The sequence below is a fragment of the Comamonas sp. 23 genome (genome assembly GCF_049601575.1).
GTDB classification, from domain to species: Bacteria; Pseudomonadota; Gammaproteobacteria; order Burkholderiales; family Burkholderiaceae_C; genus Comamonas; species Comamonas squillarum.
Genome location: NZ_CP187127.1, coordinates 1929269 through 1956051 on the forward strand (window position 1 = coordinate 1929269; position 26783 = coordinate 1956051).

A 26783-nucleotide genomic window follows, 5' to 3' on the forward strand; every position below is an offset into this window, starting at 1 on the left:
CGCCGGTTCGCCGGACCACCAGCGCACGGGGCGTTGTGGCACCCAGCTGCAGGCAGCCATAAAAAAACCCTGGGCAAGCCAGGGTTCGGGTGGGAAGGGCTTGGGCGCCCCTTATTTGCTTTCTGCGGGAGCAGTGCCCAGCGAGTCCTGCAAGGCCTTGGCTGGATCGTCCGAGCCATAGCCTTCTGCGGCGGGTGCCGGCATTGCGCCTGCATCGGAGCCCGGTGCTGCGCCTGCATCGGCGGGTGCATCCGGGCTGGCAAAGGGGTTGTCCCCATAGCCGCCGTCTGCGTTGCCCAGCTGGTTCATCATCTGCTCATTGACCTTCTGCATGTCGACAACCGCCGGCTTTTCCAAAGCTCCCGTAACGATGCCCGGGAAGGCGATCAGCACACCGACCATGATCAGCTGGATCAGCACAAACGGCACAGCGCCCTTGTAGATCTGCATCGTGGTCACCGGCTCGATCACCTTGTGTGTGACCCGGTCCACATACTGCTTATCAGGCGCCACCGATCGCAGGAAGAACAGCGCAAAGCCGAACGGCGGGTGCATGAACGAGGTCTGCATGTTGACTGCCAGCAGCACACCGAACCAGATCAGGTCGATGCCCATTTTGTCAGCCACGGGGCCCAGCAGCGGCACGACGATGAACGACAGCTCAAAGTAGTCCAGGAAGAAGGCCAGGAAGAAGATCATCACGTTGACGACGATCAGGAAGCCGGTCTGGCCGCCTGGCAGGCTGGTGAGCAGGTGCTCGACCCACTTGGGGCCGTCTGCGGCCTGGAACACCAGGCTGAAGGTCGTCGCGCCAATCATGATGAACATCACAAAGCTGGCAAGCTTGGTGGTCGAGCCCAGCGCCTGCTTGAGCAGGTTCATGTTCAGGCGCTTGCGGGCAAAGCCCATGATGAGCGCGGCCATGGCACCCATGGCGCCGCCTTCGGTGGGGGTGGCGATGCCCAGGAAGATGGTGCCCAGCACCAGGAAGATCAGCAGCAGCGGCGGGATCAGCACAAAGGTCACGCGCTCGGCCAGCTTGGACAGCAGCCCCAGCTTGAAGACGCGGTTGATCGAGGCGATGACAAAGGCGATGAAGGTGCCGCCGCACATGGCCGTGACAATCTTCTCGTCGGTGGCCACGTCGGTGACCAGCTTGCCTTCCCACCAGGTGTGGATGTCGGCCATGTGGTTGGCCAGGAAGATCGCGACAATCGTCGACAGGCCCATCACCACGATCAGCGAGGTGTAGCCGGCATTGCCGTTGGCTTCGCGGTAGATACGGGCTTCAACGGGCAGCGCAGGCACCAGCTTGGGCTTGAAGATGGCCAGGAAGGCGACCCACAGCACATACAGACCCATCAGCATGAAGCCGGGGATGAACGCGCCCTTGTACATATCGCCCACGCTCTTGCCCAGCTGGTCGGCCATCAGGATCAGCACCAGCGAGGGCGGAATGATCTGGGCCAGGGTGCCCGATGCGGCAATCACGCCCGAGGCCAGGCGCCGGTCATAGCCGTAGCGCAGCATGATGGGCAGCGAGATCAGGCCCATGGAGATGACCGATGCGGCGACCACACCGGTGGTAGCGGCCAGCAGCGCGCCGACAAAGATCACGGCGAGCGCCAGACCGCCACGGATCGGGCCAAAGACCTGGCCCACCGTGTCGAGCAAGTCCTCGGCCATGCCGCTGCGCTCCAGTATCAAGCCCATCAAGGTGAAGAACGGCACGGCCAGCAAGGTGTCATTGGCCATGATGCCGATCAGGCGCTGGGGCAACCAGGCCATCACCGACGAGGGAAACACATTGAGCTCAATGCCGATAAAGCCGAACATCAGGCCGGCAGCGCCCAGGCTGAACGCCACGGGAAAACCAAGCAGCAAAAAGACGATCAGGCCCGCGAACATGATCGGGGCGTAGTTGGTAGCGATAAATTCCATGGTGAGATCCTCGTGCTACCTTCAAGACTGGCGCGCAGCAGCCTGGACTGCTGCAGCCGCCTGGGCCTGCTTGATTTCAGCTTCGGCACGCAGTGCTTCGGCCAGCTCTTCCTCAGCGCTCTTGTCGCTGAGCTTGCCCATCGGGTCGGGGCCATCGCCAGTCAGAAACGCGATGCGCTTGACCAGCTCGGACAGGCCCTGGAGCATCAGCAAGGTGATGCCCACGGGGATGGCGGCCCATACCGGCCAGCGGATCAGGCCGCCGGGATTGCCCGACATTTCGCCAGATTGGTACATCTGGATCACCACCGGCATGCTCAGCCACAGAATCGTGACGCACAGCGGAGTGAGGAACAGCGCAAAGCCGATGATGTCGATCCAGACCTGCTTGGTCTTGGACAGGCGCGAGTTGATGACGTCGATGCGCACATGCTCACGGTGCAGCAAGGTGTAGCCGGCGGCCAGCAAGAAGGACCAGGCGAACAGGTACCACTGCACTTCCAGGAAGGCGTTGGAGCTGGCGTCGAAGGCCTTGCGGACGATGGCGTTGGCGGCGCTGATGAAGGTGGCGGCAAAGATAAGCCAGATTGAGTATTTGCCGACGAAAGCATTGAGCCTGTCGATAGCCCTGGATAGGGCGAGTAAAGCCTGCATGGTGTCTCCAATGGTTGGCTAGTCCTGTCACACGTGCTCATTGCCGGTAAGCAAATGCACATTTTCGAAAAGCACTGATTTTACGAATAACTACGCGCTTCCCCATACAAATTACCTTGCCGATGTTGCGAACAGGCGCAAGGATGAAAAAATATTTCAGAGAAAGCCGCCAACTCAAGGGTAATCACTAGGTAAAGGGCATGGTGTCACGATGACCTGCTATCTATTTTCGAGCGCCGGGTGCCGGGTTACTACCTGGTTGGTTGCCACTTTGCGCACCGGATTGGCTGCATCGGCCGTGGGAGGTTCGCTGCGCAGCGCCAGTGCTGCAAGGTACAATCTCGCGCGTATCTGCCATGGGGCTGTGCAGGGCCTGCGCGGCCACGGCATGCAGCCACAACAATTTCTTTTTTAATGCACCACGGGTGCCTGGAGTCTGACTGTGAGTTCTTCGCAAAATAATGACGGTGATGAGCGCTTTGCCTTGGGCCTGGTATTTGCCCTGATCACCCTGGTGGTGTTGGGCGTGATCTGGTTTGGCGCCTACACAGGCTTGCATGGCGCCAAGTCTGGCCAAGCCGGCGTGGTCGCTGCTGAGACTGGCGCCAAGCGCGGCGCCGTGCTGGGTGGTACGGACCCGGCCGTTGCTGCTGCCCGTGCGGCCGCTGCGGCGCAGGCTGGCAATGCCGCTGGCGCTACCGGCGTAGCCGCTGCTGCTGGCGGTGCTGCCGTGGTGGCCGATGACGCTGCTGCGGTGGTGATCGAAAACGGTGTGGTCAAGTTCTACTTTGCCACGGCCAAGGCCGAGCTGGCCCAGGGTGCGAACGAAGCGCTGGTGGATGTGATCGCTGGCGTCAAGGCCGGCCAACGCGCCGTCATCTCGGGCTACACCGATGCCACTGGCGACGCAGACAAGAACGCCGAGCTGGCCAAGCAACGCGCCTTTGCCGTGCGCGATGCGCTGCTGGCCCTGGGCGTGACCGAAGACAAGCTGGAGCTGAAGAAGCCCGAAGCGGTGGAGAGCGCGGGCAACAATGCCCAAGCGCGCCGCGTGGAAGTGGTGCTGGCCCCTTAATCGGCCCCAGCAGACACGACCAAGCCCGGATGCGTCCGGGCTTTTTTGTTGTTGGCGGGGCCTGAGCGGCCGCTGCGCGCCATGGCGGTCAGCGCAAGACGGCAACGCCCTTGAGCTGCGCATGCACGAGCAGGCCGGGACCCAGCTGCAACAGACGTGCCGAGCGGGCCGAGACCAGCGCCAGCAGGTGGGGCGTGTCATCAGCCGCACCCGGTGCCAGGCGCAGCTGCACCAGCACCTGGCCTGGGCTGCTTTGCTGCAGGGCCGTCACCACGGCCGGCAGGCTGTTGAGAATGGAGCTGCCGGTCTGGGGCATCAGCGACAGGCTGACATCGCGCGCCATCACGCGCAGGCGCACCCGCTCGCCTTGCCGGTAATGGGCATCGGCCTGCGTCCAGTGCAGCTGCAGCTGCGGGTGGGCGCCTATTTGCAGCGACCACAGGTGGTCTTGCAGGTCGTGGCCGCAGACCTGGCCTTCGAGCAAGCTGGCTTGCTGGGCATCGGGCAGGGCCTGGGCCAGCGGGGCATTCAGCGCGGTCAGCATGTCGGCCACCGGCCCCTGCGCCACGACACGGCCGGTTTGCAGCAGCACCACCCGGTCGGCCAGGCGGCCCACTTCGTCGATCGAGTGGCTGACGTACAGGATCGGCAGCTTGAGCTGATCGCTGAGCTGGTCCAGGTAGGGCAGCACCTCGGCCTTGCGCTCGGCATCCAGCGCCGCCAGCGGTTCATCCATCAGCAGCACGCGCGGGCTGGTAGCCAGTGCACGGGCAATGGCCACGCGCTGGCGTTCGCCGCCCGACAAGGTGGCAGGTTTGCGCCCCAGCAGCGGGCCAATGCCCAGCAGCTCGACCAGGCGCTCGATCTGCACGCGCTGGCGCGCGGCCGGGGTGCGGCGCAGGCCGTAGCGGATGTTGTCATGGGCGCTCAGGTGCGGGAACAGGCTTGCCTCCTGGAAGACATAGCCCAGTGCCCGCTGGTGCGTGGGCAGCCAGTGGGCGCTGTCATCGTCTTGCCAGCGCTCGCCATTGACGCTGACCTGGCCCTGGGCACGTTCGAGCCCGGCAATGGCGCGCAGGCAACTGGTCTTGCCGCAGCCCGAGGGGCCAAACAGTGCGGTGACGCCCTGGCCGGGCAGCTGCAGGTCCACCTGCAGTTGGAACGCGGCGCGCTGCAGCTGCAGGCGCGCGTGAATGCCGTCGTGGTGGTTCTGGGCTTGCGTCATAGGGGGCTCGCGTTGTTCCTGTCGCGGGGTTGCAGCCATTGCAAGGCCACCAACACCACAAAGGCAAACACCACCATGCCGCCGGCCAGCCAGTGTGCCTGCGCATACTCCATCGCTTCGACATGGTCGTAGATCTGCACCGACACCACGCGCGTCTTGCTGGGGATATTGCCGCCCAGCATCAGCACGATGCCGAACTCGCCCACCGTGTGGGCAAAGGTCAGTACGGCTGCGGTGATAAATCCGGGGCGCGCCAGCGGCAGCGCCACGCTGAAGAAACTGTCGATACGGCTCGCGCCCAGGGTGGCAGCCACTTCCAGGGGGCGGCGGCCCAGGCCCTCAAAGGCCCGCTGCAACGGCTGCACGGCAAAGGGCAGCGAGTAGACCAGCGAGCCCACCACCAGCCCGGCAAAGGTAAAGGGCAGATAGCCCAGACCCAGGGCGCTGGTGAGCTGGCCCACCGGGCCATTGGGGCCCATCGCGACCAGCAGGTAAAAGCCGATCACCGTTGGCGGCAGCACCAGCGGCAAGGTCACCACCGCGCCAATGGGGCCGCGCCAGCGCGATGCCGTATGCGCGAGCCACCAGGCCAGCGGCGTGGCCAGCACCAGCAGCAGGGCAGTCGTGACGCTGGCGAGCTCCAGCGTCAGCCAGATGGCGGCCCAGTCGTCGGGGCTGAGAAGGGAGGTACTCACGGCAGAGGAGGGCGTGGCGAGGTGGGTTGAAGGAGGGAGGCTGCTGCGCACATGGTGCACGCGCAGCGCGGGCCCGGCAAGGGCAGTGTTTGGCCGGACCAACGCGCTGAGGTCAATGGCCGAGCAGAGACCAGCGGGATCAGACCCGCCAGTTCGGTGGCCCGCCGCGCCTTAGAACGCGTAGCCGTAGGACCTGATGATGGCACGCGCCTTGTCGCCCTGGAGGTATTGCATCAAGGCGGTGGCGGCGGCATTGTCCTTGGCGCTACTCAGCACAATGGCGTCCTGGCGGATGGGTTCATGCATGGCCGATGGAACCATCCAGGCCGAGCCTTCGCGCAGCTTGCCGTCTTCCATCACCTGCGACAGCGCCACAAAGCCCAGTTGGGCATTGCCACTGGCTGCGAACTGGTAGGTCTGGCCGATGTTCTCGCCCTGCACGATTTTTGGCGTCACCTGGTCGGTCAGGCCCAGGTTCTTGAGCGTTTCCATCGCGGCCAGGCCATAGGGGGCGAGCTTGGGGTTGGCGATCGCGATATGGCGGTAGTCACCCATCTTGAGCACGGCGCCCTTGTCGTCCACATAGCCCGCTTGCTTGCTCCACAGCACCAGCTGGCCAATGGCGTAGGTAAAGCGGCTGGCGGCGACGCCCTTGCCTTCCTGGGCCAGCTTGGCCGGCGTCGTGTCATCGGCAGCCAGCAAAATGCCAAAGGGTGCGCCGTTGTTGATCTGTGCATAGAACTTGCCGGTGGCGCCGAACGACAGCACCGCCTTGTGGCCGCTGTCTTTTTCGAACTCGGCGGCAATCTTTTGCATCGGCGCGGTGAAGTTGGCGGCCACAGCCACAGAGACTTCATCGGCATGGGCGCTGGCAGCGAGGGCGGCCAACAGGGACAGGGCGAGGGGGGCGAAGCGGCGTTGGATCATGGCGGTCATCAAATCGCTATTCTGTTAATGAATAGCGCGAGTGTAGCGAGATTGTTTTGGGGTGCCAAATGATGGGGGCCATAGGCCCCTGTATGGGCACGCTATTGGTCCGCTATTGGCACGCTATTCTGGGCAAGGCTTTTCTCCAACCGCGCTTTGGGCACCGGCGCGGGGCGCTAAAGCATGCGAAGATTCGCGCCATGATTCCCCAAGCATCGCTCGCTGCCGCGCTCGCCGAGAAGCGCTCTGACCGCCGCATGGATGTGCTGCGCCATATCCAGGATTGCGGCTCCATCTCCGAGGCCGCGCGCCGCGTGGGCATCAGCTACAAGGCGGCCTGGCAGGCCCTGGATACCTTGTCCAACCTGGCGGGTGTGGAGCTGGTGCAGCGCAGTGTGGGCGGCAAGGGCGGCGGGGGGGCGCAGCTCACGGCCGATGCGCTGCTGCTGCTCGAAGCGGCCGATGCCATGGGCCATGCCCGTGAGCAATTGCATGTGCAGCTCGAGCATGCGCGCCAGCTTCCAACGGCTGCAGACCCCCAGGCACGCAATGCCGGGCAAGCAGGCATCTCAGTGGCCACCACCCTGGCGCGATTGCAGGTGATGACCAGCATGCGCAACCAATGGCCCTGTGTCGTGGCCCAACTCAGCCGCAGCGGCCCCTTGGTGCAGGTGCAATTGCAGGGGGCCGATGCTGGCGCGCAGTTTGTATTGCATTCCCATATCACCGATGAGAGCGCGCAGCTCTTGGGCCTGCGCCAGGGCCTGCCGGTGCTTGCCATGTGCAAGGCCACCGCTGTCGCGGTGCAAGCGGAATCGGCCGCTGCCGCGCTGGCGCCGGGGGGCAACGTCTGGCAGGGTGCGGTTACACGGGCGACGCGCGGCGGCACGGTGCAGGAGCTGGCCGTACGCCTGCAGTCTGGCGTGCAGCTGGTGGGCTTTAGCCGCGAGGCCACGTCGCTGCGCGCGCGCTCTGCGGTGCAGGTGACGGTGGAGCCCTCGGCGGTGGTGATTGCGCTGAGCGGCGAATAAACCCGGCTTGCGCCCGGCAGCGAGGCGCTGACGTCCAGGCGCCTTATTCCAGCACCAGGCGCTTGCGCAGTTTTCGGGTGGTTTCGACAAAGGCCGCTGCTGCCGGCGATAAGCGGTCAAAGCGCAGCGCCGCCAGCGCGATGGGCCGGTGGTTGCGCGGCATGAGCCGGCGGTAGGTGACGCCGGCCGGGGCGCGGGCAGCGCCAGGCGCGCGGCAATGGTCAGCGCATCGCCTTGCGCGACAAAGCCCATCATCGAGCTGAGCTGCTCAAACCGGTACAAGGTGTTGGGAACGGCGCCTTTGTCGGCCAAGAACGCGTCCACCCGCGGGCCGGAGCCCGCCGAGGTGCGAATAAATGGCTGGTTATGAAAATCCAGCGCGCTGATGCTGGTCTTCTGGGCCAACGGATGGGTGGCGGGCAGCACGGCCACCAACTCGCCCTCGATCAGCGGCACCGAGTCAAAGCGCTCGTCGGGCAAAACCACAAAGCCCAGCTCCACGCGGCGCTCCAGCAGCCATTGCAGCACCACGCTGTTCACCGCTTCTTCGATATGCACCTCGACCAGTGGATGGGCCTGGCGAAATGCGGCCAGCAGCTGCGGCAGCAGGCGCAGCGAGGATGTCGCGCCAAACGAGGCGATCTGCAGGCGCTCGCACCGCTTCCTTGCTGGTAGGTGGTGGTGCGGCGATTGTCGGCATGGGGCTGATGAATGCGGGCAGCAAGCGCTTGCTGCCAAGGCCTGCGCAGGCAAGTTGATGCATGATCGTCTTGGCAATGCCACCGAGCCCGCTTATGCTGCTGGCCAACCACCGCGACTGTGCCTCCCTATGAACGCCCACCCCAGCCCAGAGCCTTGCCCTTCACCGCAAGCAGATCCCGCCCCGGCCAAGGGCTCTGCGCTGGAAGTGCTGGGCGCCTTTTTGAAGCTGGGCCTGACCTCGTTTGGCGGGCCGGTCGCGCATCTGGGCTATTTCCATACCGAGTTTGTGCTGCGCCGGCGCTGGATCGATGAGCGCGCCTATGCGGATCTGGTGGCGCTGTGCCAGTTTCTGCCCGGCCCGGCCAGCAGCCAGGTCGGCATGGCCTTGGGCCTGGGCCGGGCGGGTTGGTGGGGGGCCTTGGCAGCCTGGCTGGGTTTTACCTTGCCATCGGCCCTGCTGCTGATGCTGTTGGCACTGGGCATGTCGCAATGGACAGGGCTGGCCACATCGGGCGCCGTGCATGGCCTCAAGGTCGTGGCCGTCGCGGTGGTGGCGCAGGCTGTATGGGGCATGGCGCGGGCGTTGTGTCCGGACCGGCTGCGTGCCGCATGGGCCATCGCCGCCGCCTTGCTGGTGCTGGCCGTGCCTTCCACCTATGGGCAGCTGGCAGCCATCGTGCTGGGTGCAGTGCTGGGCCGCTGGGTGCTGAAGCTGGGCCCGCTGCCTGCGGCACAGCACCAGCACTATGGTGTCAGCAACCGTGTGGGAAGCTGCTTGCTGCTGGTCTACGCCGTGTTGCTGGGGCTGAGCCCCTGGCTGATAGCCGCGTATGGAGGCAGCTTGCTGGCCATCGCAAGCCAGGTCTTCCAGGCCGGTGCACTGGTGTTTGGCGGCGGCCATGTGGTGTTGCCGTTGTTGCAGGCCAGCTTGGTGCCGGGCGGGCTGGTGTCCAACGACATACTGCTGGCCGGTTACGGCGCAGCCCAAGCCGTGCCGGGCCCGCTGTTCACGTTTGCCGCCTACCTGGGCGCGGCCATGCCCGCGCCATGGGGCGGCTGGTGGGCCGGCCTGGCCTTGCTGCTGGCGGTGTTTTTGCCGGGCCTGTTGCTGGTGGCCGGTGTGCTGCCGTACTGGGAATCGCTGCGCCAGCGGGCCGGCGTGCAGCGGGCGATGGCGGGCATCAATGCATCGGTTGTCGGCGTGCTGCTGGCTGCGCTGTACGACCCGGTGTGGACCAGCGCCATCCATTCCCGGCTGGATTTTGGCCTGGCGCTGGCCGCATTTGGCCTCTTGGTGTTTGCCCGGCTCTCCGCGCTATGGGTGGTGGTGGGCGCGGCCTTGTGCGGCTGGTGGTTTTTCTAGCGGGCAGGGCGATTGGCCAGCGGCAGCGGCGCTCACACCAGGCGCAGGCCCCACAGCACATCCAGCACATGCTGGGTGGAGGGCTCCACATAGCCGGCGCGGTGGGCGATGCCCAGCCGGCGCCACAGCGCAGGGCGCAGCGGGCGCATGGCGATGCGCGCGTCCGGCGGTGGGGCCGTGGCCTCGTGCGGCAACAAGGTGGCGCCGTAACCTGCGGCGACCAGGCTCTTGATGGCATCGTTGTAGTTCAGCGCAATGCGCGGCACCGGGTGGTGGCCGCCCGCGGCAAACCACTCGCTGGTCTGGCGTGACAGGCGTGTGCTGGCATCGTTGAGGATCAGCGGCTGGCCGGCGAGCCACTGCGGTGTGAGGCGGGCCGGGCAGGTCCAGTCGGCAGGCACAAAGGCCATCACAGGATCGCGGCGCCAGGGCTTGATCACCAGGCCTGCGACGGCTGGCTGGGGCAGGGCGGTGACGCCGATGTCCAAGCGGCTATCCACCAGGCGCGCCAGCGTCTCCTCCGAGGTCTGGACGCTGATCTGGATGTCGATGCCCGGATGCTGATCGCGCAGCACTGCCAATGCCTGGGGCAGCAGATGCGCAATCACCCCGGTCGATGCGCCCAGCCGCACACGCCCTTCCAGCCCCTGCACCTGGCGCTGGATGTCGCTCAGCGCCAGCTCGGCCTCGTCCAGCAGGCGGCGCGCGCGTGCGACCAACACCTCCCCAATGGCCGAGGGCCGCACATGCCCGCGCTTGCGCGACAGAAGCGGCGCGCCAATGCGCTGCTCCAGCTCGGCAATATGCAGGCTGACCGTGGGTGCTGCCAGGTGCAGGCTATGGGCGGCCTTGATGAACGAGCCCTGGTCGGCAATCGCCACCAAGGTGCGCAAACGGTCCAGGCTGATCTCTCGCATCGTGGCTCCAAATTCAGAAATGCTGAACGTCTGGTTTGTGAAATTCAACTTTCATTATTTTAGGGCCCGGAGGAACATAGCGGCTCGATCCATGGGCCAGCGCCCGCATTCTCGGAAGTCATCTACATATGCGCACTCCTCTTGTTTTTATCGACGGCGACCAGGGCACCACCGGTTTGCAAATCCATGAGCGGCTGCGCGGGCGCAGCGATATCCGTCTCGTGACCCTGCCAGCCGCTGAGCGCAAGGACGCCCAGCGCCGGGCCGAAGCCATCAATGCCTGTGATATCGCCATCCTCTGCCTGCCCGATGCGGCTGCGCGCGAGGCGGTGCAGTCCATCGTCAATCCTGCGGTGCGGGTGATCGATGCCAGTTCTGCGCACCGCACCCACGCCGATTGGATCTATGGATTTGCGGAGATGTCGGCAGCGCAGGCCGAGCGCATTGCCAAGGCCCGCCGGGTGACCAATCCCGGCTGCTACCCGACGGGGGCCATCGGCTTGCTGCTGCCGCTGGTGCAGGCCGGGCTGGTGCCTGCCAGCTACCCGCTCAGCGTGCATGCGGTATCCGGCTACTCCGGGCGCGGGCGCGCTGGCGTCGAGGCGCATGAGGGCGGGGGCGATGCCAAGCCGCCAGCCTTCCAGGTCTATGGCCTGGAGCTGGCGCACAAGCATGCGCCGGAGATGCAGTTGCACGCAGGCCTGGACGCGCGCCCGCTGTTTGTGCCGGCCTATGGCGCGTATCGCCAGGGCATTGTGCTGACGGTGCCGCTGGCATTGCGCATGCTGCCGCCTGGGGTGGATGCCGCTGCGCTGCAGGCCTGCCTGGCACGTCACTATGCGCAGGCGCCTGATGTGCAGGTCTTGTCGCTGGACGAGGCCAAAGCGCTTACACACCTGGATCCGCAACTGCTCAACGGCACGAATGCCATGCAACTAAGCGTCTTCCACAACGAGGCGCAGGGCCAGGTGCTGCTGGCGGCCATTTTTGACAACCTGGGCAAAGGCGCATCAGGTGCGGCGGTGCAAAACCTGGACCTGATGCTGGGCGCCTAGCAGGCCACCGTCGGCCAGCTATTCGCTAGTCGTTACTGCCCAAAAACTGCTCGGTCAGCTGCTGGGCAAAGGCATCGGGGCCGCTGAGGGTCAGGCTCAGCTGCAGCGCGGTCTGCTGAGCAGCTTGCGGCGCCAGCAGCTGGCGCTGCAGCGCATCCCAGTGCAAGGCCAGCGCGTCACCTGCATCGCTTTGCAGCTGCAGGTCCAGATCCCAGCGGTGGCCATCTTCCAGCGGGCCGGGGGCGCCAAAGGCATCGCTGCACCAGGCCAGCAGCTGCGTGACCTCGGCCGTCAGCGCCGGCCACTGGGTGGCCTTGGCATAGGCCATCGCATCGAGGCTGGTAAGGCCTTCGCCGTCATCGCTGGTGTCAAAGTCCAAATAGTCAAGCATCTGCGGGGGTTTCATCGATATTGCGCGATTTTATGCTATGTTTTTAGGAGTTAATCAAGCAAGCCGGATACCCCTATGAGCCTGGAATGGAATGCGCTGGATTTCTCCTACCCGCAAGCGGCCCCGCTGCTGGTCGGCTGGCAATGGCAGGCTGCGCCTGGCCTGGTGCAGCTGGTCGATGGCCTGAGCGCAGGCAAGACCACGGCATTGCAATTGCTGGCCGGGCAGCTGCAGGCCAGCGCAGGCAGCGTGCACATCGATGGCCAGACGCCGGAGGCGCTCAAGAGCGCAGGGGGCGTGTTCTGGCACGAGCCGCGGCTGCCTGCGACCATGCCGCCAGGCACTACGGTGGTGGCCGATTGGGTGGCGCAGTTGCGCCGCGACTGTCCGGGCTGGGACGAGGCGCTTTTTGTGCAGTGGCAGGCGGGGTTGGATCTGGCCGCGCACAGCGCCAAGCCGTTGCTGGCGCTCTCGACTGGCAGCCTGCGCAAGCTGGTCATCGCGCTGGGCCTGGCCAGTGGCGCCCGGCTGGTGCTGATCGATGAGCCGACCTCGGGGCTGGACAAGCCGGCGCTGGCTTTTTTGCGCGAGGGCCTGCAAACACTGGCGCCGCACCTGGCCGCGCAGGGGCGTTATGCCGTGCTGGCGCATTACGAGCCTTTGGTGGATGCCGGGGGCGCCGTGCAGGTGGTGGCGCTGCCGGCGCCGTAGTGGCTGCGCAGGCGCGGGCGCTGCATTGTGTAAATTTTCGTGCGCGCCCGGGGGCCAGCCCTGTGGCGCGTGTTGGGCCGCTGGATAATCGGGCAGACCGATTTTTTGAAAGACTGTTGTGGATACCTTGCTGTTGATCAAAGCCGCCATCATGGGCGTGGTGGAGGGGCTGACGGAGTTCTTGCCGATCTCCTCGACAGGGCATTTGATTTTGGCCGGCAGCCTGCTGGGCTTTGACGATGCCAAGGCCAAGGTGTTTGACATCGCGATCCAGACCGGTGCCATCTTTGCGGTGATTCTGGTGTATTGGCAAAAGATCCGCAGCACCGTGGTGGCGCTGCCATCGAGCCGCCAGGCGCAGCGCTTTGCGCTCAATGTCTTCATCGGCTTTTTGCCCGCCGTGGTGCTGGGCCTGTTGTTTGGCAAGTACATCAAGGCGCATTTGTTCACGCCCATCGTCGTGGCCACCACCTTTATCCTGGGCGGCTTTGTGATTCTCTGGGCGGAAAAGCGCCAGTCGGCCCATGTGCGGGTGCAGACGGTCGATGAGATGACGCCGCTCGATGCATTGAAGGTGGGTCTGGTGCAGTGCCTGGCGATGATTCCGGGCACCAGCCGCAGCGGCTCGACCATCATCGGCGGCATGCTGATGGGCCTGTCGCGCCAGGCGGCCACCGATTTTTCCTTCTTCCTCGCGATCCCCACCTTGATCGGCGCAGGTGTCTACAGCCTCTACAAGGAGCGGGCACTGCTGTCGATGGCGGACCTGCCCATGTTTGCGACGGGGCTCATCTTCTCGTTCATCAGCGCCTGGCTGTGCGTGCGCTGGCTGCTGCGCTACATCGCCTCCAACAGCTTTGTGCCCTTTGCCTGGTACCGCATTGTGTTCGGCATCATCGTGCTGGTGACCGCCTTTAGCGGCATGGTCAATTGGGTGGATTCCTGATCGCGAACATCCTCGCGCATCCGCACACTCAAGCCCGGCCCGACAGCCGGGCTTTTTTTGTGCCCGTTGGGCCACTGCCGCAGCCCGGTCCCTGTCGCCAATATGTCTGTGCCGCCCAAGGCTTGGGGTTTGTCTGGGCTGCGGGTCTTTCGGCGTTCTCTACAATTATCCATATTATGAACTTTAGTCCATATGGTGGATAAATGCCTGTAGATAGCCCTGACCAGACCCCGTTGATGCCTTACCAGTATCCGAACCCACCTGATGCCTTGCCCGAGATCGTGGTGGAAAGCGCCATCCCCACCGATGAGCGGCTGTGGGTGCCGCAGGCCGAGAATGTCTGGTTTCGTCCGCTTTGCCTCAATGCCAGCCAGGGTTACTGGATGAACCTGCTCAAGGTGCGCAAGTCCGGGGTGCTCAGCCGCCACCGCCACCCCCAGGCGGTGCATGGCTTTGTGCTCAAGGGCCGCTGGAAATACCTGGAGCACGACTGGTGGGCCAAGGAAGGCAGCTATGTGTTCGAGCCACCAGGCGAGACCCACACCTTGTATGTGCCCGAAGACTGCGAGGAAATGATCACCTACTTCCAGGTCAATGGTGTCATGTACTACACCGACCCCTGGGGCAAGGGCATGGGTTTTGAGGACGTGTTCACCAAGATCGACATGTGCCGCAAGCACTTCGAGGCCGTTGGCCTGGGTGCCGATTACACCAACCAGTTCATCCGCTGACATGGCCGATTGCAGCTACCAATTTGGCGGCCGCGTGGCCGTGGTGACGGGGGGCGCCAGCGGCATTGGTGCCAGCCTGGTGCAGGCCTTGCAGCAAGCGGGCGCGCGGGTCGCCGTTTGGGATTTGCAGCCGCTTGCCGCAGCGCTGGCCGGCGATGCGCTGTTCTGCCCGGTCGATGTGACCGAGCCGGCCAGCATCCAGGCGGCGCTGGCGCAGACCTTGGCCCGCCTGGGCCGGGTTGACATGCTGATCAACAGCGCCGGTATCACCGGGCCCACGATGGCTCTCGATGCCTTTGACGATGCCGTCTGGAAACGCGTGATCGATATCAACCTGGTCGGTGTCTACCACGTCTGCAAGGCGGTCGTGCCGGTGCTGCGTGCCCAGGGCTATGGCCGGGTGGTGAATATCGCCTCGCTCGCAGGCAAGGAGGGCACGCCCAATGCGTCGGCCTACAGCGCCGCCAAGGCCGGGGTGCTGGCGCTGACCAAATCGCTGGGCAAGGAGCTGGCCGGCAGCGGCGTGCTGGTCAATGCGGTGGCACCGGCAGCGGTGCGCACGCCCATTTTGGAGCAGATGGCCCCCGCGCATGTGGCCACGATGATTGCCAAGAGCCCGATGGGGCGGCTGGGCGAGCCCGAGGAGATTGCGGCCCAGGTGCTGTGGCTGGCGTCTGACGCCTGCTCGTTCAGCACTGGGGCGGTGTTTGATGTATCCGGTGGACGTGCGACCTATTGAAACTGCACGACAAAGTAAAAACAGAGGAGACAGTATGAACATGAGCAAAACGCGCCGAGGCGCCATCGGCTTGTTTGCGGCCAGTGCCAGCGCGGTATTGATGGCGCTGGGCAATGTCGCAGCAGCTGCTGATTTCCCGACGCGCCAGATCGAGTTGATCGTGCCCTTCCAGCCCGGTGGCGGCACCGACGGTGTGGCCCGTGCCTTTGGTGAGGCGGCGCGCAAGCACATTCCCCAAAGCGTGGTGGTGATCAACAAGCCCGGTGCCAGCGGCGCCATTGGCTGGACCGACATGATCAATGCCAAGCCTGATGGCTACAAGCTGGCCGTGGTGACGGTGGAGCTCGTGACCCTCAAGCCCATGGGCCTGGCCAAGTTCTCGTACGACGATGTGCAGCCCATCATCCAGTTCAATGCCGACCCGGCCGCGATCACCGTGCGCGCCGATGCGCCCTGGAACACGATTGAAGAGTTCCTCGCCGCCTCCAAGAAGGACCCCGGCAAGATGGGTGTGGGCAATGCCGGCAATGGCTCGATCTGGCACTTTGCCGCCACGGCGCTGGGCGACAAGACCGGCATCCAGTTCAACCATATTCCGTTCCAGGGCGCGGGCCCGGCGGTGCTGGCGCTGATGGGCGGCCACGTCGATGCGGTGGCGGTGAGCCCGGCCGAAGTGGCCCAGCAGCTGCAGGCGGGCAAGCTCAAGATGCTGGCCGTGATGGCAGACCAGCGCGTGAAGAACTTCGACAAGGTCCCCACCCTGAAGGAAAAGGGCATCGACCTGAGCATTGGCACCTGGCGCGGCATTGCCGGCCCCAAGAAGCTGCCCACCGATGTGCTGAACTACTTGAAGGCCGCCGCCAAGAAGACCGTCGATGAGCCGGCCTTCCAGGAAGTGCTGGCCAAACAGAACCTGGGCTTTGTCTATGCCGACGACCAGGGTTTCCGCAACCAGATGATGAAGGATGCGACCTATTTCGCCGACCTGATCAAACTGCTGGACATGAAGAACTGAGCCCCAAGCGGGCGATAAGCAAGCAATGCGAGAGATGCGAGTGATGACTACGACCTACCAGAAAGACCTGTTGACAGGCAAGACCGCCCTGGTCGCCGGTGCCACCCAAGGCATTGGCGCCGTGATCGCCAACCATTTGGCGGCGCTGGGCGCGCGCGTGATTGCGCTGGGCCTGGGCGAGGGCGATGGCACGCTGGATGCTGGGGTGGAGGTGCGCCAGGCCGATGTCACGCGCCAGGCCGATCTGGATGGGGCGCTCGCCGATCTGGACGAGCTCGATATCGTCTTCAACTGCGCGGGCATCATCAAGCGCGGGCTGGAGCACGATGTGGAGGTCTTCCAGCGCGTGCTGGAGGTGAACCTGACCGGCACCATGCGGGTCTGCACCGCCACGCGCGACAAGCTGCGCGGCCGGCGCGGCTGCATTGTCAACACCGCATCGATGCTGACCTTCTTCGGCGGTGGCCTGGTGCCCGGCTATGCGGCCAGCAAGGGTGGCATTGGCCAGCTGACCAAGTCGCTTGCCATTGCCTATGCGGCCGACGGCATCCGGGTGAACGCGATTGCGCCGGGCTGGATTGCGACGCCGCTGACCCAAGCGCTGCAGGACGACCCGGCCCGCTCGGGCCCCATCCTGGCACGCACGCCGCTGGGGCGCTGGGGCACACCGCAGGATGTGGCGCAGGCGGCCGTGTTTCTCTGCACGCCGGCGGCCAGCTTCATGACGGGCGTGGTGCTGCCGGTCGATGGCGGCTATATGGTGAGCTGAGGCTGACGCCCGAGAGGGCGGTGGCAGCAAGCTGTCTATCCAAAGACAAATGCCCTCGGCCAGGTGGCCGAGGGCATTTTTTTTGAGGAAGACGAACAGGTCGTCAGTCCTTGGGGCGGAAGCCAATGACCAGGCTCGACGGCACGCGGCCATCGGTGTCGCGCGGCAAGGTCTCGGTCTTGTGCATTGCGCGGACAACGGCATCGTCCCAGGCCTTGTTGCCGCTGGACTTGGTGACGCGCACGCCCACGATGGTGCCATCGGGGGCAGCGCGCACTTCCAGCTCGGCACGCGGGTTGCCCTGGATGTCATCAGGGAAGGTGATGTTGGGGCGCACCTTGGCAGCGACCTTGCCGCCATAGCCGGCCGATGGGCCGCCTTGGCCAGAGGCGCTGCCCGATGGCGTGCCACCCTGGCTGCTGCCGGCCGCACCTGCAGCGCCTGCCATACCGGCCATGCGGGCGATATTGGCCTGGCGCTGGGCTTCGGCGGCCTTGGCATCTGCTGCTGCCTTGGCTTTGGCGTCAGCAGCGGCCTTGGCCTTGGCGTCCGCTGCTGCTTTGGCTTTCGCATCTGCAGCGGCCTTGGCCTTGGCGTCGGCTTCTGCCTTGGCTTTCTCGGCCTTCTCGCGCTCGGCCTTGTCCTTCTCGGCTTTTTCCCGGGCGTCCTTTTCCTTTTGCAGGCGGTCCTTCTTGTCCTGCTCGGCCTGCTTCTTGCGGTCGGCTTCCTTGCGGTCCTTCTCCGCCTTCTCGGCCTTTTCGCGGGCATCCTTTTCCTTTTGCAGGCGTTCCTGGCGCTCCTCTTCCAGGCGATCCTTCTTGTCCTGCTCGGCTTGCTTCTTGCGCTCGGCTTCCTTGCGCTGGGCCAGCTCACGCTCCTTTTGCTCGCGCTGCTTGGCTTCCTGCTCCTTTTTCTTGCGCAGGGCAATCTCGGACTCGCGGTCGTCGTCATCCTGCACGGCCGCCACGGGCTTGGGCGTGGTCACGGTCGGGGCGGGCGCGGGGGGCGGAGGTGGCGGAACCGGGGCGGGCGGCGGCGGTGCCACGGGCGGGGGAGGTGGGGGCGGCGTCAGCGGCGCAGGCGCGGCCTGCTCATTGGTGGGCGCCCACAGCTCGGCTTCGACCGAGGGCTGGTCGCTGTCGCGCGGGTTGCGCACGGTCCACAGCAGGGCGACGACCACCAGCAAGTGGGCCGCAGCCGCCACGGTCCAGGACTTGGTCCGTGACGGAGGTTTGGGAGGGGCAAGCTGATCGCGCTCTTGACGAGGAGACATGGGCACTCTTCTTATTGGCTGCCACCAGCCACTTGCAGGGCGACACGTTTGACACCGGCCTTCTGCAAGGTCGACATGGCATCGATCACCTTCTGGTAGGCCAGGTCCTTGTCCGCCACGATGAGCATGGCGCTGTCCTCAGGCGGGTTGTCCGCTTGCCAGGCCTTGGCCCGGTCGGCCAGATCGCCGGCGGCCACGGCTTGCGTGACATTGCCGGTCTTGAGCTGGATCGAGCCGTCCTTGTCCAGCAGCACATGGGCAATGTTCTTGGTGGGCGGACGCTCGCTCTTGCCTGCCTTGGGCAGATTGATGGCGCCCGGCGTGAGCATGGGGGCGGTGACCATGAAGATGATCAGCAGCACCAGCATCACGTCGATGAAGGGCACCATGTTGATTTCGTTGACGGTGCGGCGGTTGCGTTTTCCGCGAGAGGCGACGGCCGGCATGGCTGTTTCCTTTGTATTTAGTGCGCAGCGTGCAGCGGCTGGGCACCCAGGTTGCGCTGCAAGATGTTGGAGAACTCTTCAATGAAGGTTTCTTGCTGGCTGGCGATGCGGTCAATGCCGCTGGAGAAGCGGTTGTAGGCAGTCACGGCGGGAATGGCCGCGAACAGGCCCATGGCCGTGGCCACCAGCGCTTCGGCAATGCCGGGCGCCACGGTGGCCAAGGTGATCTGCTCCATGCTGGCAAAGCCGGTGAAGGCATGCATCACGCCCCAGACCGTGCCGAACAGACCGACATACGGGGAGACCGAGCCGATGGTGCCCAGCAGCGACAGGCCCGATTCGATCTCGTCCATCTCGCGCTGGAAGCTCGCGCGCATCGCGCGGCGCGTGCCGTCGAGCAAGGTGTCAGGGTTGGTGATGTGGCGCTCGCGCAGTTTCTGGTACTCGCGCATGCCGCTGGCAAAGATGCGCTCCATTGGGCCGCAGGCTTTGACGTTGTGCATCGCGTTCTGGTAGAGCTCGTTGAGGCTGGAGCCGGACCAGAAGTCGCTCTCGAAGCTTTCATTCTTGTTCTTGATGGCTTTGAGCATGCCGACCTTGCGCAGGATCGTGGCCCAGCAGGCGACCGAGGCGGCCACCAGGATCAGCATCACGAGTTGCACCACCCAGCTGGCGTGCAAGACCAGGCTGGCAATGGACATTTCTTGGGAATTCATGAGATGGTTTGGATCAGGGATTGAGGAATTCTTGCCGGGCGCATGCTGAGGGCATCGACCCAGCCGATACGGATTGTGCCCTCACACAGCAGCTGAGGTGTATCTGTTGGTTGCTTCTGTTTTAAGAGCACGCGCTGCGCGATCTGCATCGAAGCGCGCCCCGCTTCTTGGAGCGCTGCCGTCACGATGAGTTCATCGTCCAGACGTGCAGGTTGTAAATATTTGATATGGGCTTCGCTGACCACAAACATGCCGCCCACCTGCTCGCGCAGGCGCTGCTGCTCCAGTCCCAGTGAGCGCAGCCATTCGGTGCGGCCCCGCTCCATGAACTTGAGGTAGTTCGCGTAGAACACGATGCCGCCGGCATCGGTGTCCTCCCAGTACATGCGGATCGGAAACTCAAAGGCCATGGCTATCGCCTTTCAAAGGGGCTTTATAGCGTGGCTGAAAGGTGGCGCTGCGCAGCACCCCTTGCGGGGCGACTGGCAGTGGGCAAGGCGCAGCGGTCTGCATCATCAGGCCAGCAGCTTGCGCAGCCGGGCAATGGCCTCTTGCAGCTGCTCCATCGAGTTGGCGGTCGAAAAGCGCACGAAGCGGCCGGTGTCATGGCTGCCAAAGTCGCGCCCCGGCGTGATGGCCAGGTGGGCCCGCTCCATCACCGCATAGGCAAAGTCCCAGGAGCCTTCCACGCCCAGCTTCTTGGCCGCCTGCGTGCAATCGGCCCAGGCGTAGAAAGCGCCATCGGGTGCGACCGGCACCGGCAGGCCCAGCGCTTCGAGCGCGGGGATGAAGTAATCGCGCCGGGCCTTGAACTCGGCGCGGCGGCGCTCGTACTCGGCAATGCTCTCGGGCGCAAAACAGGCCAGCGCTGCGTGTTGCGCAATCGTGCTGGCGCAGATGAACAGGTTCTGCGCCACGCGCTCGATCACCGGCACCAGGGCCTCGGGCACCACGGCCCAGCCCAGGCGCCAGCCGGTCATGTTGAAGTACTTGCTGAAGCTGTTGATCGAGATGATGTTGTCATCGATCGCGAGCGCAGTCTGGCCAAAGGCCTCGTCATAGGACAGGCCCAGGTAGATTTCGTCGATGATGGTCAGGCCGTCGCGGGCCTTGACCACCTCGTGGATGCGGCGCAGCTCCTGCGGCGCAATCGAGCTGCCCGTGGGGTTGGAGGGCGAGGCCAGCAGCACGCCACGGGTCTTGTCGCCCCAGGCGGCCTGCACCTTGTCGGCGCTCAGCTGAAAGCGCTCCTCGGCCGTCGTGGGCAGCAGCACCGCCTGGCCTTCTGCTGCGCTGACAAAGTGGCGGTTGCAGGGGTAGCTGGGGTCGGGCATCAGGATCTCGTCGCCGGCATCGATCAGCGACAGGCACACGAGCTGCAAGGCAGCCGATGCGCCGGCGGTGATGACGATGCGGCGCGCCGGCACATCGATGCCAAAGCGCTGCTTGTACCAGTCGGACAGCGCCTGGCGCAAGGGCTCGATGCCCAGCGCCGGGGTGTACTGCGTGCGGCCTTCGCCAATGGCGCGCTCGGCGGCCTGCTGCACCAGCTGCGGTGCGGTGAAGTCCGGCTCGCCGATGTTCAGGAAGATCATCGGCTCCGCGCTGCCCGCCACCTGGGCCGCCAGTGCCTGGGCGGCCTTGGCGACCTCCATCACATAAAACGGCTCAATGCGCTCGGCTCGGGTGGCGATTTTCATGGTCTTCAGCTTGGATCAGAGGGCTCCCACAGCGTTGGCGGCATATGGGCAAGCACGGAGTGTGCTATCAAAAGTATAACTGGCAGCGGCTAAGCCCTTAGAAAAACCGATGCCAGCGCGCAGGCATGGGCATCGGTGGTCAGGGCGATCAGGCCGCGTTGTTGCGGTCAGCAGTCACTTCGGCGGCGCGCAAGCTTGGGGCCAGCGCGTTGAGCACGGCGTTCACATACTTGTAGCCGTCGGTGCCGCCAAATTCCTTGGCCAGCTCGATACTTTCGTTGATGACCACGCGCCATGGCACATCCAGGCAGTGCTGGAATTCATAGACGCCAATCCACATGCAGGCATGCTCGATGGGCGAGATCTCTTCCATCTTGCGGTCCAGATGGGGCAGGATCTGCGCATTGAGCTGCTCGGCCGCCTCGATGCATCCGTGCAGCAGTGCGTCGTAGTGGGCAGCATCGGCCTTGTGAAAGCCCGCCAGATCGCGCGTGAACAGGTCGATCTCGGTGGCGCTGTTGCCGCTCAGGATGTACTGGTAGAGCGCCTGCAGCGCGAACTCACGCGAGCGGCTGCGGGTGGACTTGGAGGCGGCCTTGCGCGCGCCGGTGGAGGTCAGACCCTTGCGGGCCTGGCGCGGAGGGCGCTGGCTGGAGGAAGAGTCGCTCTGGTCGTTTTCGTTCATAGTGTTTTCAGCAGATTGGCCATCTCGACAGCGACGATGGCGGCATCGCGCCCCTTGTCGATCTGGCGGGCGATGGCCTGGGCTTCGTTTTCAGTGGTGAGGATGGCATTGGCCACGGGGATCTGGAAATCCAGGCCGATGCGGGTGACGCCAGCGCCCGACTCGTTGGCCACCAGTTCAAAGTGGTAGGTTTCGCCGCGGATGATGCAGCCCAGCGCAATCAGCGCGTCGAATTCTTCGGATTCGGCCATGGCCTGCAGTGCCACAGGCACTTCGAGTGCGCCGGGTACTTTGACATGGCGGATGTTCTCGGCTTGCACGCCCATGGCGGCCAGCTCCTGCAGGCAGGCCTGGGCCAGGCTGTCGGTGATGCTTTCGTTGAACCGGGCCTGCACAATGCCGATGGCAAGCGCGCTGCCATCCAGGTTGATGGCACTGCCTTTTTCTGCTCCAAACATGCTGCTTATTCCTTGTTGATGTATCCGGTGATCTCAAGCCCGTAGCCGGCCATGCTGGGCAGGCGGCGGGGCGCGCCCAGCAGGCGCATCTTCTGCACGCCGCAGTCGCGCAGGATCTGGGCACCGATGCCATAGGTGCGCAGGTCCATGCGGCCGCGCTCGGGCGCTTGCGCAGCACGTGCCTTGCCGTCGAACTGGCGGATCAGCTGGGAGGCGCTTTCATTGCAGTTGAGCAGCACGGCCACGCCGCAGTTTTGCTGCTGCAAATAGGCCAGGCTCGCGTCCAGGGTCCAGCTGTGCATCGCGCGGCCGCTCTCGAGCAGGTCCATCACCGACAGCGGCTCGTGCACGCGCACGGGTACATCGCTGTCCGTCTGCACGCTGCCCTTGACCAGGGCCATGTGCACCGCGTGGCTGGCATGGTCCTGGTAGAGGTGGGCGGTGAATTCGCCATGCGCCGTTTGCAGCGGGCGGCTGCTGATGCGCTCGACCAGCGATTCGTGGCGGCTGCGGTATTCGATCAGGTCGGCAATAGTGCCGATCTTGATGCCGTGCTCGGCGCAGAACAGCTGCAGATCGGGCAGGCGGGCCATGGTACCGTCGTCCTTCATCACTTCGCAGATGACGGAAGAGGGCGAGCAGCCCGCCAGGCGCGCCAGGTCGCAACCGGCTTCGGTGTGACCCGCGCGCATCAGCACGCCGCCATCCACCGCCTGCAGCGGGAAGATATGGCCGGGCTGCACCAGGTCGCTGGCCTGGGCATTGGCGGCCACCGCGGCCTGCACGGTGCGGGCGCGGTCTGCGGCAGAGATGCCAGTGGTCACGCCTTCGGCCGCCTCGATCGAGACGGTGAAAGCGGTGGACAGCGGGGCGCCATTGTTGGCGGTCATCTGGCGCAGCTGCAGGCGCTCGCAGCGCTCGCGGGTCAGGGTCAGGCAGATGAGGCCCCGGCCCCACTTGGCCATGAAGTTGATGGCTTCCGGTGTGACATGGTCGGAGGCCAGCACCAGATCACCTTCGTTCTCGCGGTCGGCTTCATCGACCAGAACGACCATGCGGCCAGCGCGCATCTCGGCAACAATGTCCTCCACCGCAGAGATCGGCGCAGGGGTCAGGGGGCTGCTCATGGAATGCCTTTAAAGAACTTGTGTCGTGTCTGCGCGCAGATCTGCGGCGCGTGAGACAGTAAAAACCCCAATTTTAGACCAGCTGCTCCCCGGCTGGGCGGCTTTGGCGCTTCTGGGGACTGGCGCAGCGGGTCAATACTCGCCACGCATCAGCACCACATTGCCATCCGGATAGGCCACGCAGGGCAGGATGCAGCCCGCTTCCTTGTCCTCGGCGCTGAGCCCGGGCCATTCGATCTCGTAGTGCACACTGCCCGATTTCAATCGACCCACACAGGTGCGGCAGGTGCCATTGCGGCAGGAGCTGGGCCAGTCCACACCGCCTTCTTCCAGCGACTGCAGCAGCGGCGTGTCTGCCCAGGCATCGACCTGGATATCTTCGTTGTCGATCTGGGCGTTGTAGAGCTCGGGGGTGATGGGCATGGGGTGTGGATCCTAAAGGCCATATCAAAACCATAGCTGCCCAGCTAAGTGTGGTAAGCACTGATGCTGGATAGCAAGGATGAGGCCAGTTTTGCTGAAATTGCGGGCAATGTAACACGCGGCTAATAAAAACATGGGCTTAGCGGGTTAAATGGCCCGCGATGCGCAGTTATCCACATGGTTGTTCAGCCATTTTCGGGATAACCCTAGCGCACCGCTGGCCGCTGGCCTGCATTGTCGCCCCCGCGTCTGTCGCCCAAGCGGCGCGCAAAGCAAATGTGAACACGTACAGTGCGAATGCATCCGGGGCTGCAAGCCTCTTCCAACATTGGGCGGCACAAGCGCCCGCATGGTGTAAAGGTGCGAACGTATGGGTTTGGATTTCAGCGACAAGGTAGCGATTGTGACGGGGGCCGGCGGCGGGCTGGGGCGTGAACATGCGTTGGCGCTGGCCCGGCGCGGGGCCAAGGTGCTGGTCAATGACCCGGGCGGCGCGGTGGACGGGCAGGGCAACTCGTCAGCGGCCGAGAAGGTGGTGCGCGAGATCGAGGCGCTGGGCGGCGTTGCCATGGCCAGCCATGCCTCGGTGACCGACTGGCCGGCGGTGCAGGCCATGGTGGCCCAGGTGGTCGAGCGCTGGGGCCAGGTCGATGTGCTGGTCAACAATGCCGGTACCTTGCGCGACAAGAGCTTTGCCAAGATGGAGATGGACGACTTCCGCGCCGTGCTGGAAGTGCATCTGATGGGCAGCGTGCACTGCTGCAAGGCCGTGTGGCCCTTTATGCAGGCGGCCCACTACGGCCGCATTCTGGTGACGACCTCGTCATCGGGCCTGTTTGGCAACTTTGGCCAGAGCAACTATGCCGCCGCCAAGATGGCGCTGGTGGGCCTGATGCAGACCCTGGCGCTGGAAGGGGCCAAGTACAACATCCATGTGAATGCGCTCGCGCCCACGGCCGCCACGCGCATGACCGATGGCCTGCTGGCGCCCGAGATGCTGCGCGCACTGCGGCCCGAGCTGGTGAGCCCGGCCATGCTGGCGCTGGTGCACGAGAGCGCGCCGACGCGGGCCATCGTCTGCGCCGGGGCCGGCAGCTTCGAGGCTGCGCACATCACAATGACGCGCGGGCTGCACCTGAGTGCTGACAGCGTACCGGTGGACGAGATGGATGCCCACCTGGCCCAGCAATGGGCCGAGCTGACCGACCGCCGGGGCGATATCGTGCCGGACAACGGTTTTGTGCAGGGCGACCTGGAAATCCGCAAGGCGCAGCAAAAGCTGCACTAAGGCGCCGGCCTGCGTTGGGTGGTTGGTCTGATCCCCCGGTGCCCCGGGGCCGGGCTTTATTGCAGTACAGAAAACAACAGCGCGGGCGATCGCTACACGTTCTTACCAAGGTGTGCTGCGGCTATCGGGCTAAATCCCGAAGCCCGGTCAGGCTGAGCGTGCAATACTCTGCCAGTCGCCGGGCAACCTGCTATCGTGCAGCCCGGCTTAGACAAGAACAACGCAGATGAACCATATCCAAGAACGCATTGATGCCATTGGCACCCAGCGCCTGCTGGGCATTGGGCGAGGCATCGAGAAAGAAGGCCTGCGCGTGAACGACGAGGGTGCGCTGGCCTTGACGCCGCATCCGGCCGCTTTGGGCTCGGCGCTGACGCACAGCAGTATCACGACCGATTTCAGCGAGTCGCAGATCGAGATCATCACCGGCGTGCACCAGGGCGTGCAGGCCTGCCTCGATGAGCTCTCCGAGGTGCACCAGTACGTCTACCAGGTTCTGCAAGCCAATGACGAGCGGCTGTGGATCTCGAGCATGCCTTGCTCGCTGCCTTCGGACGAGACCATTCCGCTGGGGCGCTATGGCACCTCGCACATTGGCCGCTCCAAAAGCATCTACCGCATGGGCCTGGGCCACCGCTATGGCCGGCGCATGCAGACCATCTCGGGCATCCACTACAACTGGTCGATGCCAGGGGTGAGCAGCGAGGCCTATTTTGGTCTGATCCGCAATTTCCGCCGCGAAGCCTTTTTGCTGCTTTATCTCTTTGGCGCGTCGCCCGTGCTCTGTCCTTGCTTTGTGCAGGGCCGCCCGCACCAGCTGCAGCCGCTGGGTGATGGCCAGGGCGCCCTGCACCTGCCCCACGCAACCTCGCTGCGCATGGGGCGCCTGGGCTACCAAAGCGATGCCCAGGCCTCGATCAGCGTCAGCTACAACGACCTCAAGGGCTATGCCGATTCGCTCTATGGCGCCTTGACCCAGCCGTATCCAGCCTATGAAAAAGTGGGTGTGATCAACCCGGGCGGCGAGTACAACCAGCTGGGCACGAGCCTGCTGCAGATCGAAAACGAGTTCTACGGCACCATCCGCCCCAAGCGCACGGTGCAGCGTGGCGAGCGCCCGCTGCATGCGCTGCGCGAGCGCGGCGTCGAGTATGTTGAAGTGCGCTTGATGGACATCAATCCGTTTGACAGCATGGGCATCTCGGCCCCGACGATGCGCTTGCTCGATGTCTTCTTGCTGCACTGCCTGCTGAGCGACAGCCCGCCCGATTCGCCCGCTGAAATCGCCGAGATGAAGCACAACCAGCACATGGTGGCCGAGCGCGGCCGCGAGCCGGGCCTGACCCTGCAGCGCCAGGGCCAGGAAGTGCTGCTGACCGACTGGGCCCAAGAGGTGCTGCAAGCCTGCCAGCCCATTGCGGCGGCGCTGGACCAGGCCCATGGCACGCAGGACTACAGCCAGGCGCTCCAGCAATCCCAGCATCTGCTGGCCCACCCGGAGCAAACTCCATCGGCCCAGGTGCTGGCGGCGGTCAGCGGGCAGTTTGGCACCTCGTTCAAGGCCTTTGGCGCCGCCCAGTCGCAATGGGCCCGCGAGCAGACCCTCGCCCGCCCCTGGAGCGATGCGCTGACGGCCAAGTACCAGCAGCGTGCGGCCGAGTCGATCAAGGCGCAAAAGGACATGGAAGCGGCGGACACGGTGCCGTTCGAAGAATGGCGCCAGTGCTATATGTCTCCCGAACACCTGGTCGTGTCTTGATAGACCTCGTGCCCTAGAGCC

Annotated in this window: 28 protein-coding genes and 1 pseudogene; 12 read left to right on the forward strand and 17 right to left on the reverse strand. The window is 64.7% G+C overall.

What is annotated here, in order from left to right; all coding sequences use genetic code 11:
* Positions 1-111: 111 nt before the first annotated feature.
* Positions 112-1941: a TRAP transporter large permease gene (locus tag ACPEE1_RS08660; protein WP_182342774.1), complete on the reverse strand. Its 1830-nt coding sequence runs from the start codon at positions 1939-1941 to the stop codon at positions 112-114.
* Between the two features lie 21 nt (positions 1942-1962).
* Positions 1963-2595 carry a TRAP transporter small permease subunit gene (locus tag ACPEE1_RS08665; RefSeq protein ID WP_182342772.1) on the reverse strand — a complete coding sequence of 211 codons (633 nt, stop codon included), beginning with the start codon at positions 2593-2595 and terminating at the stop codon, positions 1963-1965.
* 442 nt (positions 2596-3037) lie between these two features.
* On the opposite strand from ACPEE1_RS08665, the gene ACPEE1_RS08670 reads away from it, so the two are divergent.
* Positions 3038-3670 carry an OmpA family protein gene (locus tag ACPEE1_RS08670; RefSeq protein ID WP_260719899.1) on the forward strand — a complete coding sequence of 211 codons (633 nt, stop codon included), beginning with the start codon at positions 3038-3040 and terminating at the stop codon, positions 3668-3670.
* A gap of 88 nt (positions 3671-3758) precedes the next feature.
* Here the strand turns inward: ACPEE1_RS08670 and modC are convergent, their stop codons facing one another.
* From modC to modA, 3 genes are all read right to left on the reverse strand, one after another.
* On the reverse strand, positions 3759-4895 hold the full coding sequence (gene modC, locus ACPEE1_RS08675) for a molybdenum ABC transporter ATP-binding protein (RefSeq protein ID WP_260719898.1): 1137 nt from the start codon (positions 4893-4895) through the stop codon (positions 3759-3761).
* A complete protein-coding gene (modB, locus tag ACPEE1_RS08680) occupies positions 4892-5590 on the reverse strand; it encodes a molybdate ABC transporter permease subunit (protein ID WP_423935967.1) in 699 nt (232 codons plus the stop codon). The genes modC and modB overlap by 4 nt, the downstream gene beginning before the upstream one ends.
* Positions 5591-5761: 171 nt before the next feature.
* Complete coding sequence (gene modA, locus ACPEE1_RS08685; RefSeq protein WP_423935969.1) at positions 5762-6517, reverse strand: molybdate ABC transporter substrate-binding protein; 756 nt, start codon at positions 6515-6517, stop codon at positions 5762-5764.
* Between the two features lie 200 nt (positions 6518-6717).
* On the opposite strand from modA, the gene ACPEE1_RS08690 reads away from it, so the two are divergent.
* On the forward strand, positions 6718-7548 hold the full coding sequence (locus ACPEE1_RS08690) for a TOBE domain-containing protein (protein WP_182342762.1): 831 nt from the start codon (positions 6718-6720) through the stop codon (positions 7546-7548).
* Positions 7549-7803: 255 nt separating this feature from the next.
* Here the strand turns inward: ACPEE1_RS08690 and ACPEE1_RS08695 are convergent.
* Positions 7804-8331, reverse strand: a pseudogene (locus ACPEE1_RS08695) (LysR family transcriptional regulator substrate-binding protein); the annotation flags it as partial.
* Between the two features lie 46 nt (positions 8332-8377).
* Between ACPEE1_RS08695 and chrA the strand changes: the two are divergent.
* Positions 8378-9613, forward strand: a complete 1236-nt coding sequence (chrA, locus tag ACPEE1_RS08700; RefSeq protein WP_423935971.1) for a chromate efflux transporter — start codon at positions 8378-8380, stop codon at positions 9611-9613.
* Positions 9614-9645: 32 nt separating this feature from the next.
* On the opposite strand, the gene ACPEE1_RS08705 is transcribed toward chrA, so the two are convergent.
* A complete protein-coding gene (locus tag ACPEE1_RS08705; protein WP_116925974.1) occupies positions 9646-10530 on the reverse strand; it encodes a LysR family transcriptional regulator in 885 nt (294 codons plus the stop codon).
* A 128-nt stretch (positions 10531-10658) separates the two neighbouring features.
* On the opposite strand from ACPEE1_RS08705, the gene argC reads away from it, so the two are divergent.
* The gene (argC, locus tag ACPEE1_RS08710; protein WP_423935974.1) at positions 10659-11585 is read left to right on the forward strand and encodes an N-acetyl-gamma-glutamyl-phosphate reductase; all 927 of its coding nucleotides are present in this window, start codon (positions 10659-10661) and stop codon (positions 11583-11585) included.
* A 25-nt stretch (positions 11586-11610) separates the two neighbouring features.
* On the opposite strand, the gene ACPEE1_RS08715 is transcribed toward argC, so the two are convergent.
* Entirely contained in the window at positions 11611-11976 is a 366-nt protein-coding gene (locus ACPEE1_RS08715; protein ID WP_423935976.1) for a hypothetical protein, read from the reverse strand.
* A gap of 75 nt (positions 11977-12051) precedes the next feature.
* Here ACPEE1_RS08715 and ACPEE1_RS08720 point away from each other — a divergent pair, with 75 nt between their 5' ends.
* The 6 genes from ACPEE1_RS08720 (at position 12052) to ACPEE1_RS08745 (ending at position 16887) form a co-directional block, all read left to right on the forward strand.
* On the forward strand, positions 12052-12687 hold the full coding sequence (locus tag ACPEE1_RS08720; RefSeq protein ID WP_116925977.1) for an ABC transporter ATP-binding protein: 636 nt from the start codon (positions 12052-12054) through the stop codon (positions 12685-12687).
* Between the two features lie 118 nt (positions 12688-12805).
* On the forward strand, positions 12806-13633 hold the full coding sequence (locus ACPEE1_RS08725; protein WP_116925978.1) for an undecaprenyl-diphosphate phosphatase: 828 nt from the start codon (positions 12806-12808) through the stop codon (positions 13631-13633).
* 203 nt (positions 13634-13836) lie between these two features.
* On the forward strand, positions 13837-14364 hold the full coding sequence (locus ACPEE1_RS08730; protein WP_021026020.1) for a 2,4'-dihydroxyacetophenone dioxygenase family protein: 528 nt from the start codon (positions 13837-13839) through the stop codon (positions 14362-14364).
* Position 14365: 1 nt separating this feature from the next.
* A complete protein-coding gene (locus ACPEE1_RS08735; RefSeq protein ID WP_423935979.1) occupies positions 14366-15103 on the forward strand; it encodes an SDR family NAD(P)-dependent oxidoreductase in 738 nt (245 codons plus the stop codon).
* Between the two features lie 34 nt (positions 15104-15137).
* Positions 15138-16118 carry a Bug family tripartite tricarboxylate transporter substrate binding protein gene (locus ACPEE1_RS08740; protein WP_116925980.1) on the forward strand — a complete coding sequence of 327 codons (981 nt, stop codon included), beginning with the start codon at positions 15138-15140 and terminating at the stop codon, positions 16116-16118.
* A gap of 43 nt (positions 16119-16161) precedes the next feature.
* Positions 16162-16887: an SDR family NAD(P)-dependent oxidoreductase gene (locus ACPEE1_RS08745; RefSeq protein ID WP_423935981.1), complete on the forward strand. Its 726-nt coding sequence runs from the start codon at positions 16162-16164 to the stop codon at positions 16885-16887.
* A 103-nt stretch (positions 16888-16990) separates the two neighbouring features.
* Here ACPEE1_RS08745 and tolA read toward each other — a convergent pair whose 3' ends face one another.
* From tolA to ACPEE1_RS08790, 9 genes are all read right to left on the reverse strand, one after another.
* A complete protein-coding gene (gene tolA / locus ACPEE1_RS08750) occupies positions 16991-18160 on the reverse strand; it encodes a cell envelope integrity protein TolA (protein ID WP_423935983.1) in 1170 nt (389 codons plus the stop codon).
* 11 nt (positions 18161-18171) lie between these two features.
* On the reverse strand, positions 18172-18606 hold the full coding sequence (locus ACPEE1_RS08755; RefSeq protein ID WP_021027304.1) for an ExbD/TolR family protein: 435 nt from the start codon (positions 18604-18606) through the stop codon (positions 18172-18174).
* A 17-nt stretch (positions 18607-18623) separates the two neighbouring features.
* Positions 18624-19322: a protein TolQ gene (tolQ, locus tag ACPEE1_RS08760; protein WP_021027305.1), complete on the reverse strand. Its 699-nt coding sequence runs from the start codon at positions 19320-19322 to the stop codon at positions 18624-18626.
* The gene (gene ybgC / locus ACPEE1_RS08765; protein WP_116924447.1) at positions 19319-19732 is read right to left on the reverse strand and encodes a tol-pal system-associated acyl-CoA thioesterase; all 414 of its coding nucleotides are present in this window, start codon (positions 19730-19732) and stop codon (positions 19319-19321) included. Before ybgC ends, tolQ begins: the two co-directional genes overlap by 4 nt.
* Before the next feature lie 105 nt (positions 19733-19837).
* Positions 19838-21022, reverse strand: a complete 1185-nt coding sequence (locus tag ACPEE1_RS08770) for a pyridoxal phosphate-dependent aminotransferase (protein ID WP_116924446.1) — start codon at positions 21020-21022, stop codon at positions 19838-19840.
* Positions 21023-21170: 148 nt separating this feature from the next.
* Positions 21171-21707, reverse strand: a complete 537-nt coding sequence (gene nusB, locus ACPEE1_RS08775; protein WP_116924445.1) for a transcription antitermination factor NusB — start codon at positions 21705-21707, stop codon at positions 21171-21173.
* Positions 21704-22165 carry a 6,7-dimethyl-8-ribityllumazine synthase gene (gene ribH / locus ACPEE1_RS08780; protein WP_021027309.1) on the reverse strand — a complete coding sequence of 154 codons (462 nt, stop codon included), beginning with the start codon at positions 22163-22165 and terminating at the stop codon, positions 21704-21706. The genes nusB and ribH overlap by 4 nt, the downstream gene beginning before the upstream one ends.
* Before the next feature lie 5 nt (positions 22166-22170).
* Positions 22171-23292, reverse strand: coding sequence for a bifunctional 3,4-dihydroxy-2-butanone-4-phosphate synthase/GTP cyclohydrolase II (gene ribBA, locus ACPEE1_RS08785; RefSeq protein WP_260719890.1), 1122 nt, complete (start codon positions 23290-23292; stop codon positions 22171-22173).
* A 132-nt stretch (positions 23293-23424) separates the two neighbouring features.
* Positions 23425-23715 carry a 2Fe-2S iron-sulfur cluster-binding protein gene (locus ACPEE1_RS08790; protein WP_116924442.1) on the reverse strand — a complete coding sequence of 97 codons (291 nt, stop codon included), beginning with the start codon at positions 23713-23715 and terminating at the stop codon, positions 23425-23427.
* 370 nt (positions 23716-24085) lie between these two features.
* Here ACPEE1_RS08790 and ACPEE1_RS08795 point away from each other — a divergent pair, with 370 nt between their 5' ends.
* On the forward strand, positions 24086-25003 hold the full coding sequence (locus ACPEE1_RS08795) for an SDR family NAD(P)-dependent oxidoreductase (RefSeq protein WP_116924441.1): 918 nt from the start codon (positions 24086-24088) through the stop codon (positions 25001-25003).
* A gap of 226 nt (positions 25004-25229) precedes the next feature.
* Positions 25230-26762: a glutamate--cysteine ligase gene (gshA, locus tag ACPEE1_RS08800; RefSeq protein WP_116924440.1), complete on the forward strand. Its 1533-nt coding sequence runs from the start codon at positions 25230-25232 to the stop codon at positions 26760-26762.
* Positions 26763-26783: the final 21 nt, after the last annotated feature.

Coding starts and splice junctions, on each gene's coding strand:
- ACPEE1_RS08660 (WP_182342774.1), bottom strand. CDS start 1,941: ATGGAATTTATCGCTACCAACTACGCCCCGATCATGTTCGCGGGCCTG.
- ACPEE1_RS08665 (WP_182342772.1), bottom strand. CDS start 2,595: ATGCAGGCTTTACTCGCCCTATCCAGGGCTATCGACAGGCTCAATGCT.
- modC (WP_260719898.1), bottom strand. CDS start 4,895: ATGACGCAAGCCCAGAACCACCACGACGGCATTCACGCGCGCCTGCAG.
- modA (WP_423935969.1), bottom strand. CDS start 6,517: ATGATCCAACGCCGCTTCGCCCCCCTCGCCCTGTCCCTGTTGGCCGCC.
- ACPEE1_RS08690 (WP_182342762.1), top strand. CDS start 6,718: ATGATTCCCCAAGCATCGCTCGCTGCCGCGCTCGCCGAGAAGCGCTCT.
- chrA (WP_423935971.1), top strand. CDS start 8,378: ATGAACGCCCACCCCAGCCCAGAGCCTTGCCCTTCACCGCAAGCAGAT.
- ACPEE1_RS08705 (WP_116925974.1), bottom strand. CDS start 10,530: ATGCGAGAGATCAGCCTGGACCGTTTGCGCACCTTGGTGGCGATTGCC.
- argC (WP_423935974.1), top strand. CDS start 10,659: ATGCGCACTCCTCTTGTTTTTATCGACGGCGACCAGGGCACCACCGGT.
- ACPEE1_RS08715 (WP_423935976.1), bottom strand. CDS start 11,976: ATGCTTGACTATTTGGACTTTGACACCAGCGATGACGGCGAAGGCCTT.
- ACPEE1_RS08720 (WP_116925977.1), top strand. CDS start 12,052: ATGAGCCTGGAATGGAATGCGCTGGATTTCTCCTACCCGCAAGCGGCC.
- ACPEE1_RS08730 (WP_021026020.1), top strand. CDS start 13,837: ATGCCTGTAGATAGCCCTGACCAGACCCCGTTGATGCCTTACCAGTAT.
- ACPEE1_RS08735 (WP_423935979.1), top strand. CDS start 14,366: ATGGCCGATTGCAGCTACCAATTTGGCGGCCGCGTGGCCGTGGTGACG.
- ACPEE1_RS08740 (WP_116925980.1), top strand. CDS start 15,138: ATGAACATGAGCAAAACGCGCCGAGGCGCCATCGGCTTGTTTGCGGCC.
- ACPEE1_RS08745 (WP_423935981.1), top strand. CDS start 16,162: ATGACTACGACCTACCAGAAAGACCTGTTGACAGGCAAGACCGCCCTG.
- tolA (WP_423935983.1), bottom strand. CDS start 18,160: ATGTCTCCTCGTCAAGAGCGCGATCAGCTTGCCCCTCCCAAACCTCCG.
- ACPEE1_RS08755 (WP_021027304.1), bottom strand. CDS start 18,606: ATGCCGGCCGTCGCCTCTCGCGGAAAACGCAACCGCCGCACCGTCAAC.
- tolQ (WP_021027305.1), bottom strand. CDS start 19,322: ATGAATTCCCAAGAAATGTCCATTGCCAGCCTGGTCTTGCACGCCAGC.
- ybgC (WP_116924447.1), bottom strand. CDS start 19,732: ATGGCCTTTGAGTTTCCGATCCGCATGTACTGGGAGGACACCGATGCC.
- ACPEE1_RS08770 (WP_116924446.1), bottom strand. CDS start 21,022: ATGAAAATCGCCACCCGAGCCGAGCGCATTGAGCCGTTTTATGTGATG.
- nusB (WP_116924445.1), bottom strand. CDS start 21,707: ATGAACGAAAACGACCAGAGCGACTCTTCCTCCAGCCAGCGCCCTCCG.
- ribH (WP_021027309.1), bottom strand. CDS start 22,165: ATGTTTGGAGCAGAAAAAGGCAGTGCCATCAACCTGGATGGCAGCGCG.
- ribBA (WP_260719890.1), bottom strand. CDS start 23,292: ATGAGCAGCCCCCTGACCCCTGCGCCGATCTCTGCGGTGGAGGACATT.
- ACPEE1_RS08790 (WP_116924442.1), bottom strand. CDS start 23,715: ATGCCCATCACCCCCGAGCTCTACAACGCCCAGATCGACAACGAAGAT.
- ACPEE1_RS08795 (WP_116924441.1), top strand. CDS start 24,086: ATGGGTTTGGATTTCAGCGACAAGGTAGCGATTGTGACGGGGGCCGGC.
- gshA (WP_116924440.1), top strand. CDS start 25,230: ATGAACCATATCCAAGAACGCATTGATGCCATTGGCACCCAGCGCCTG.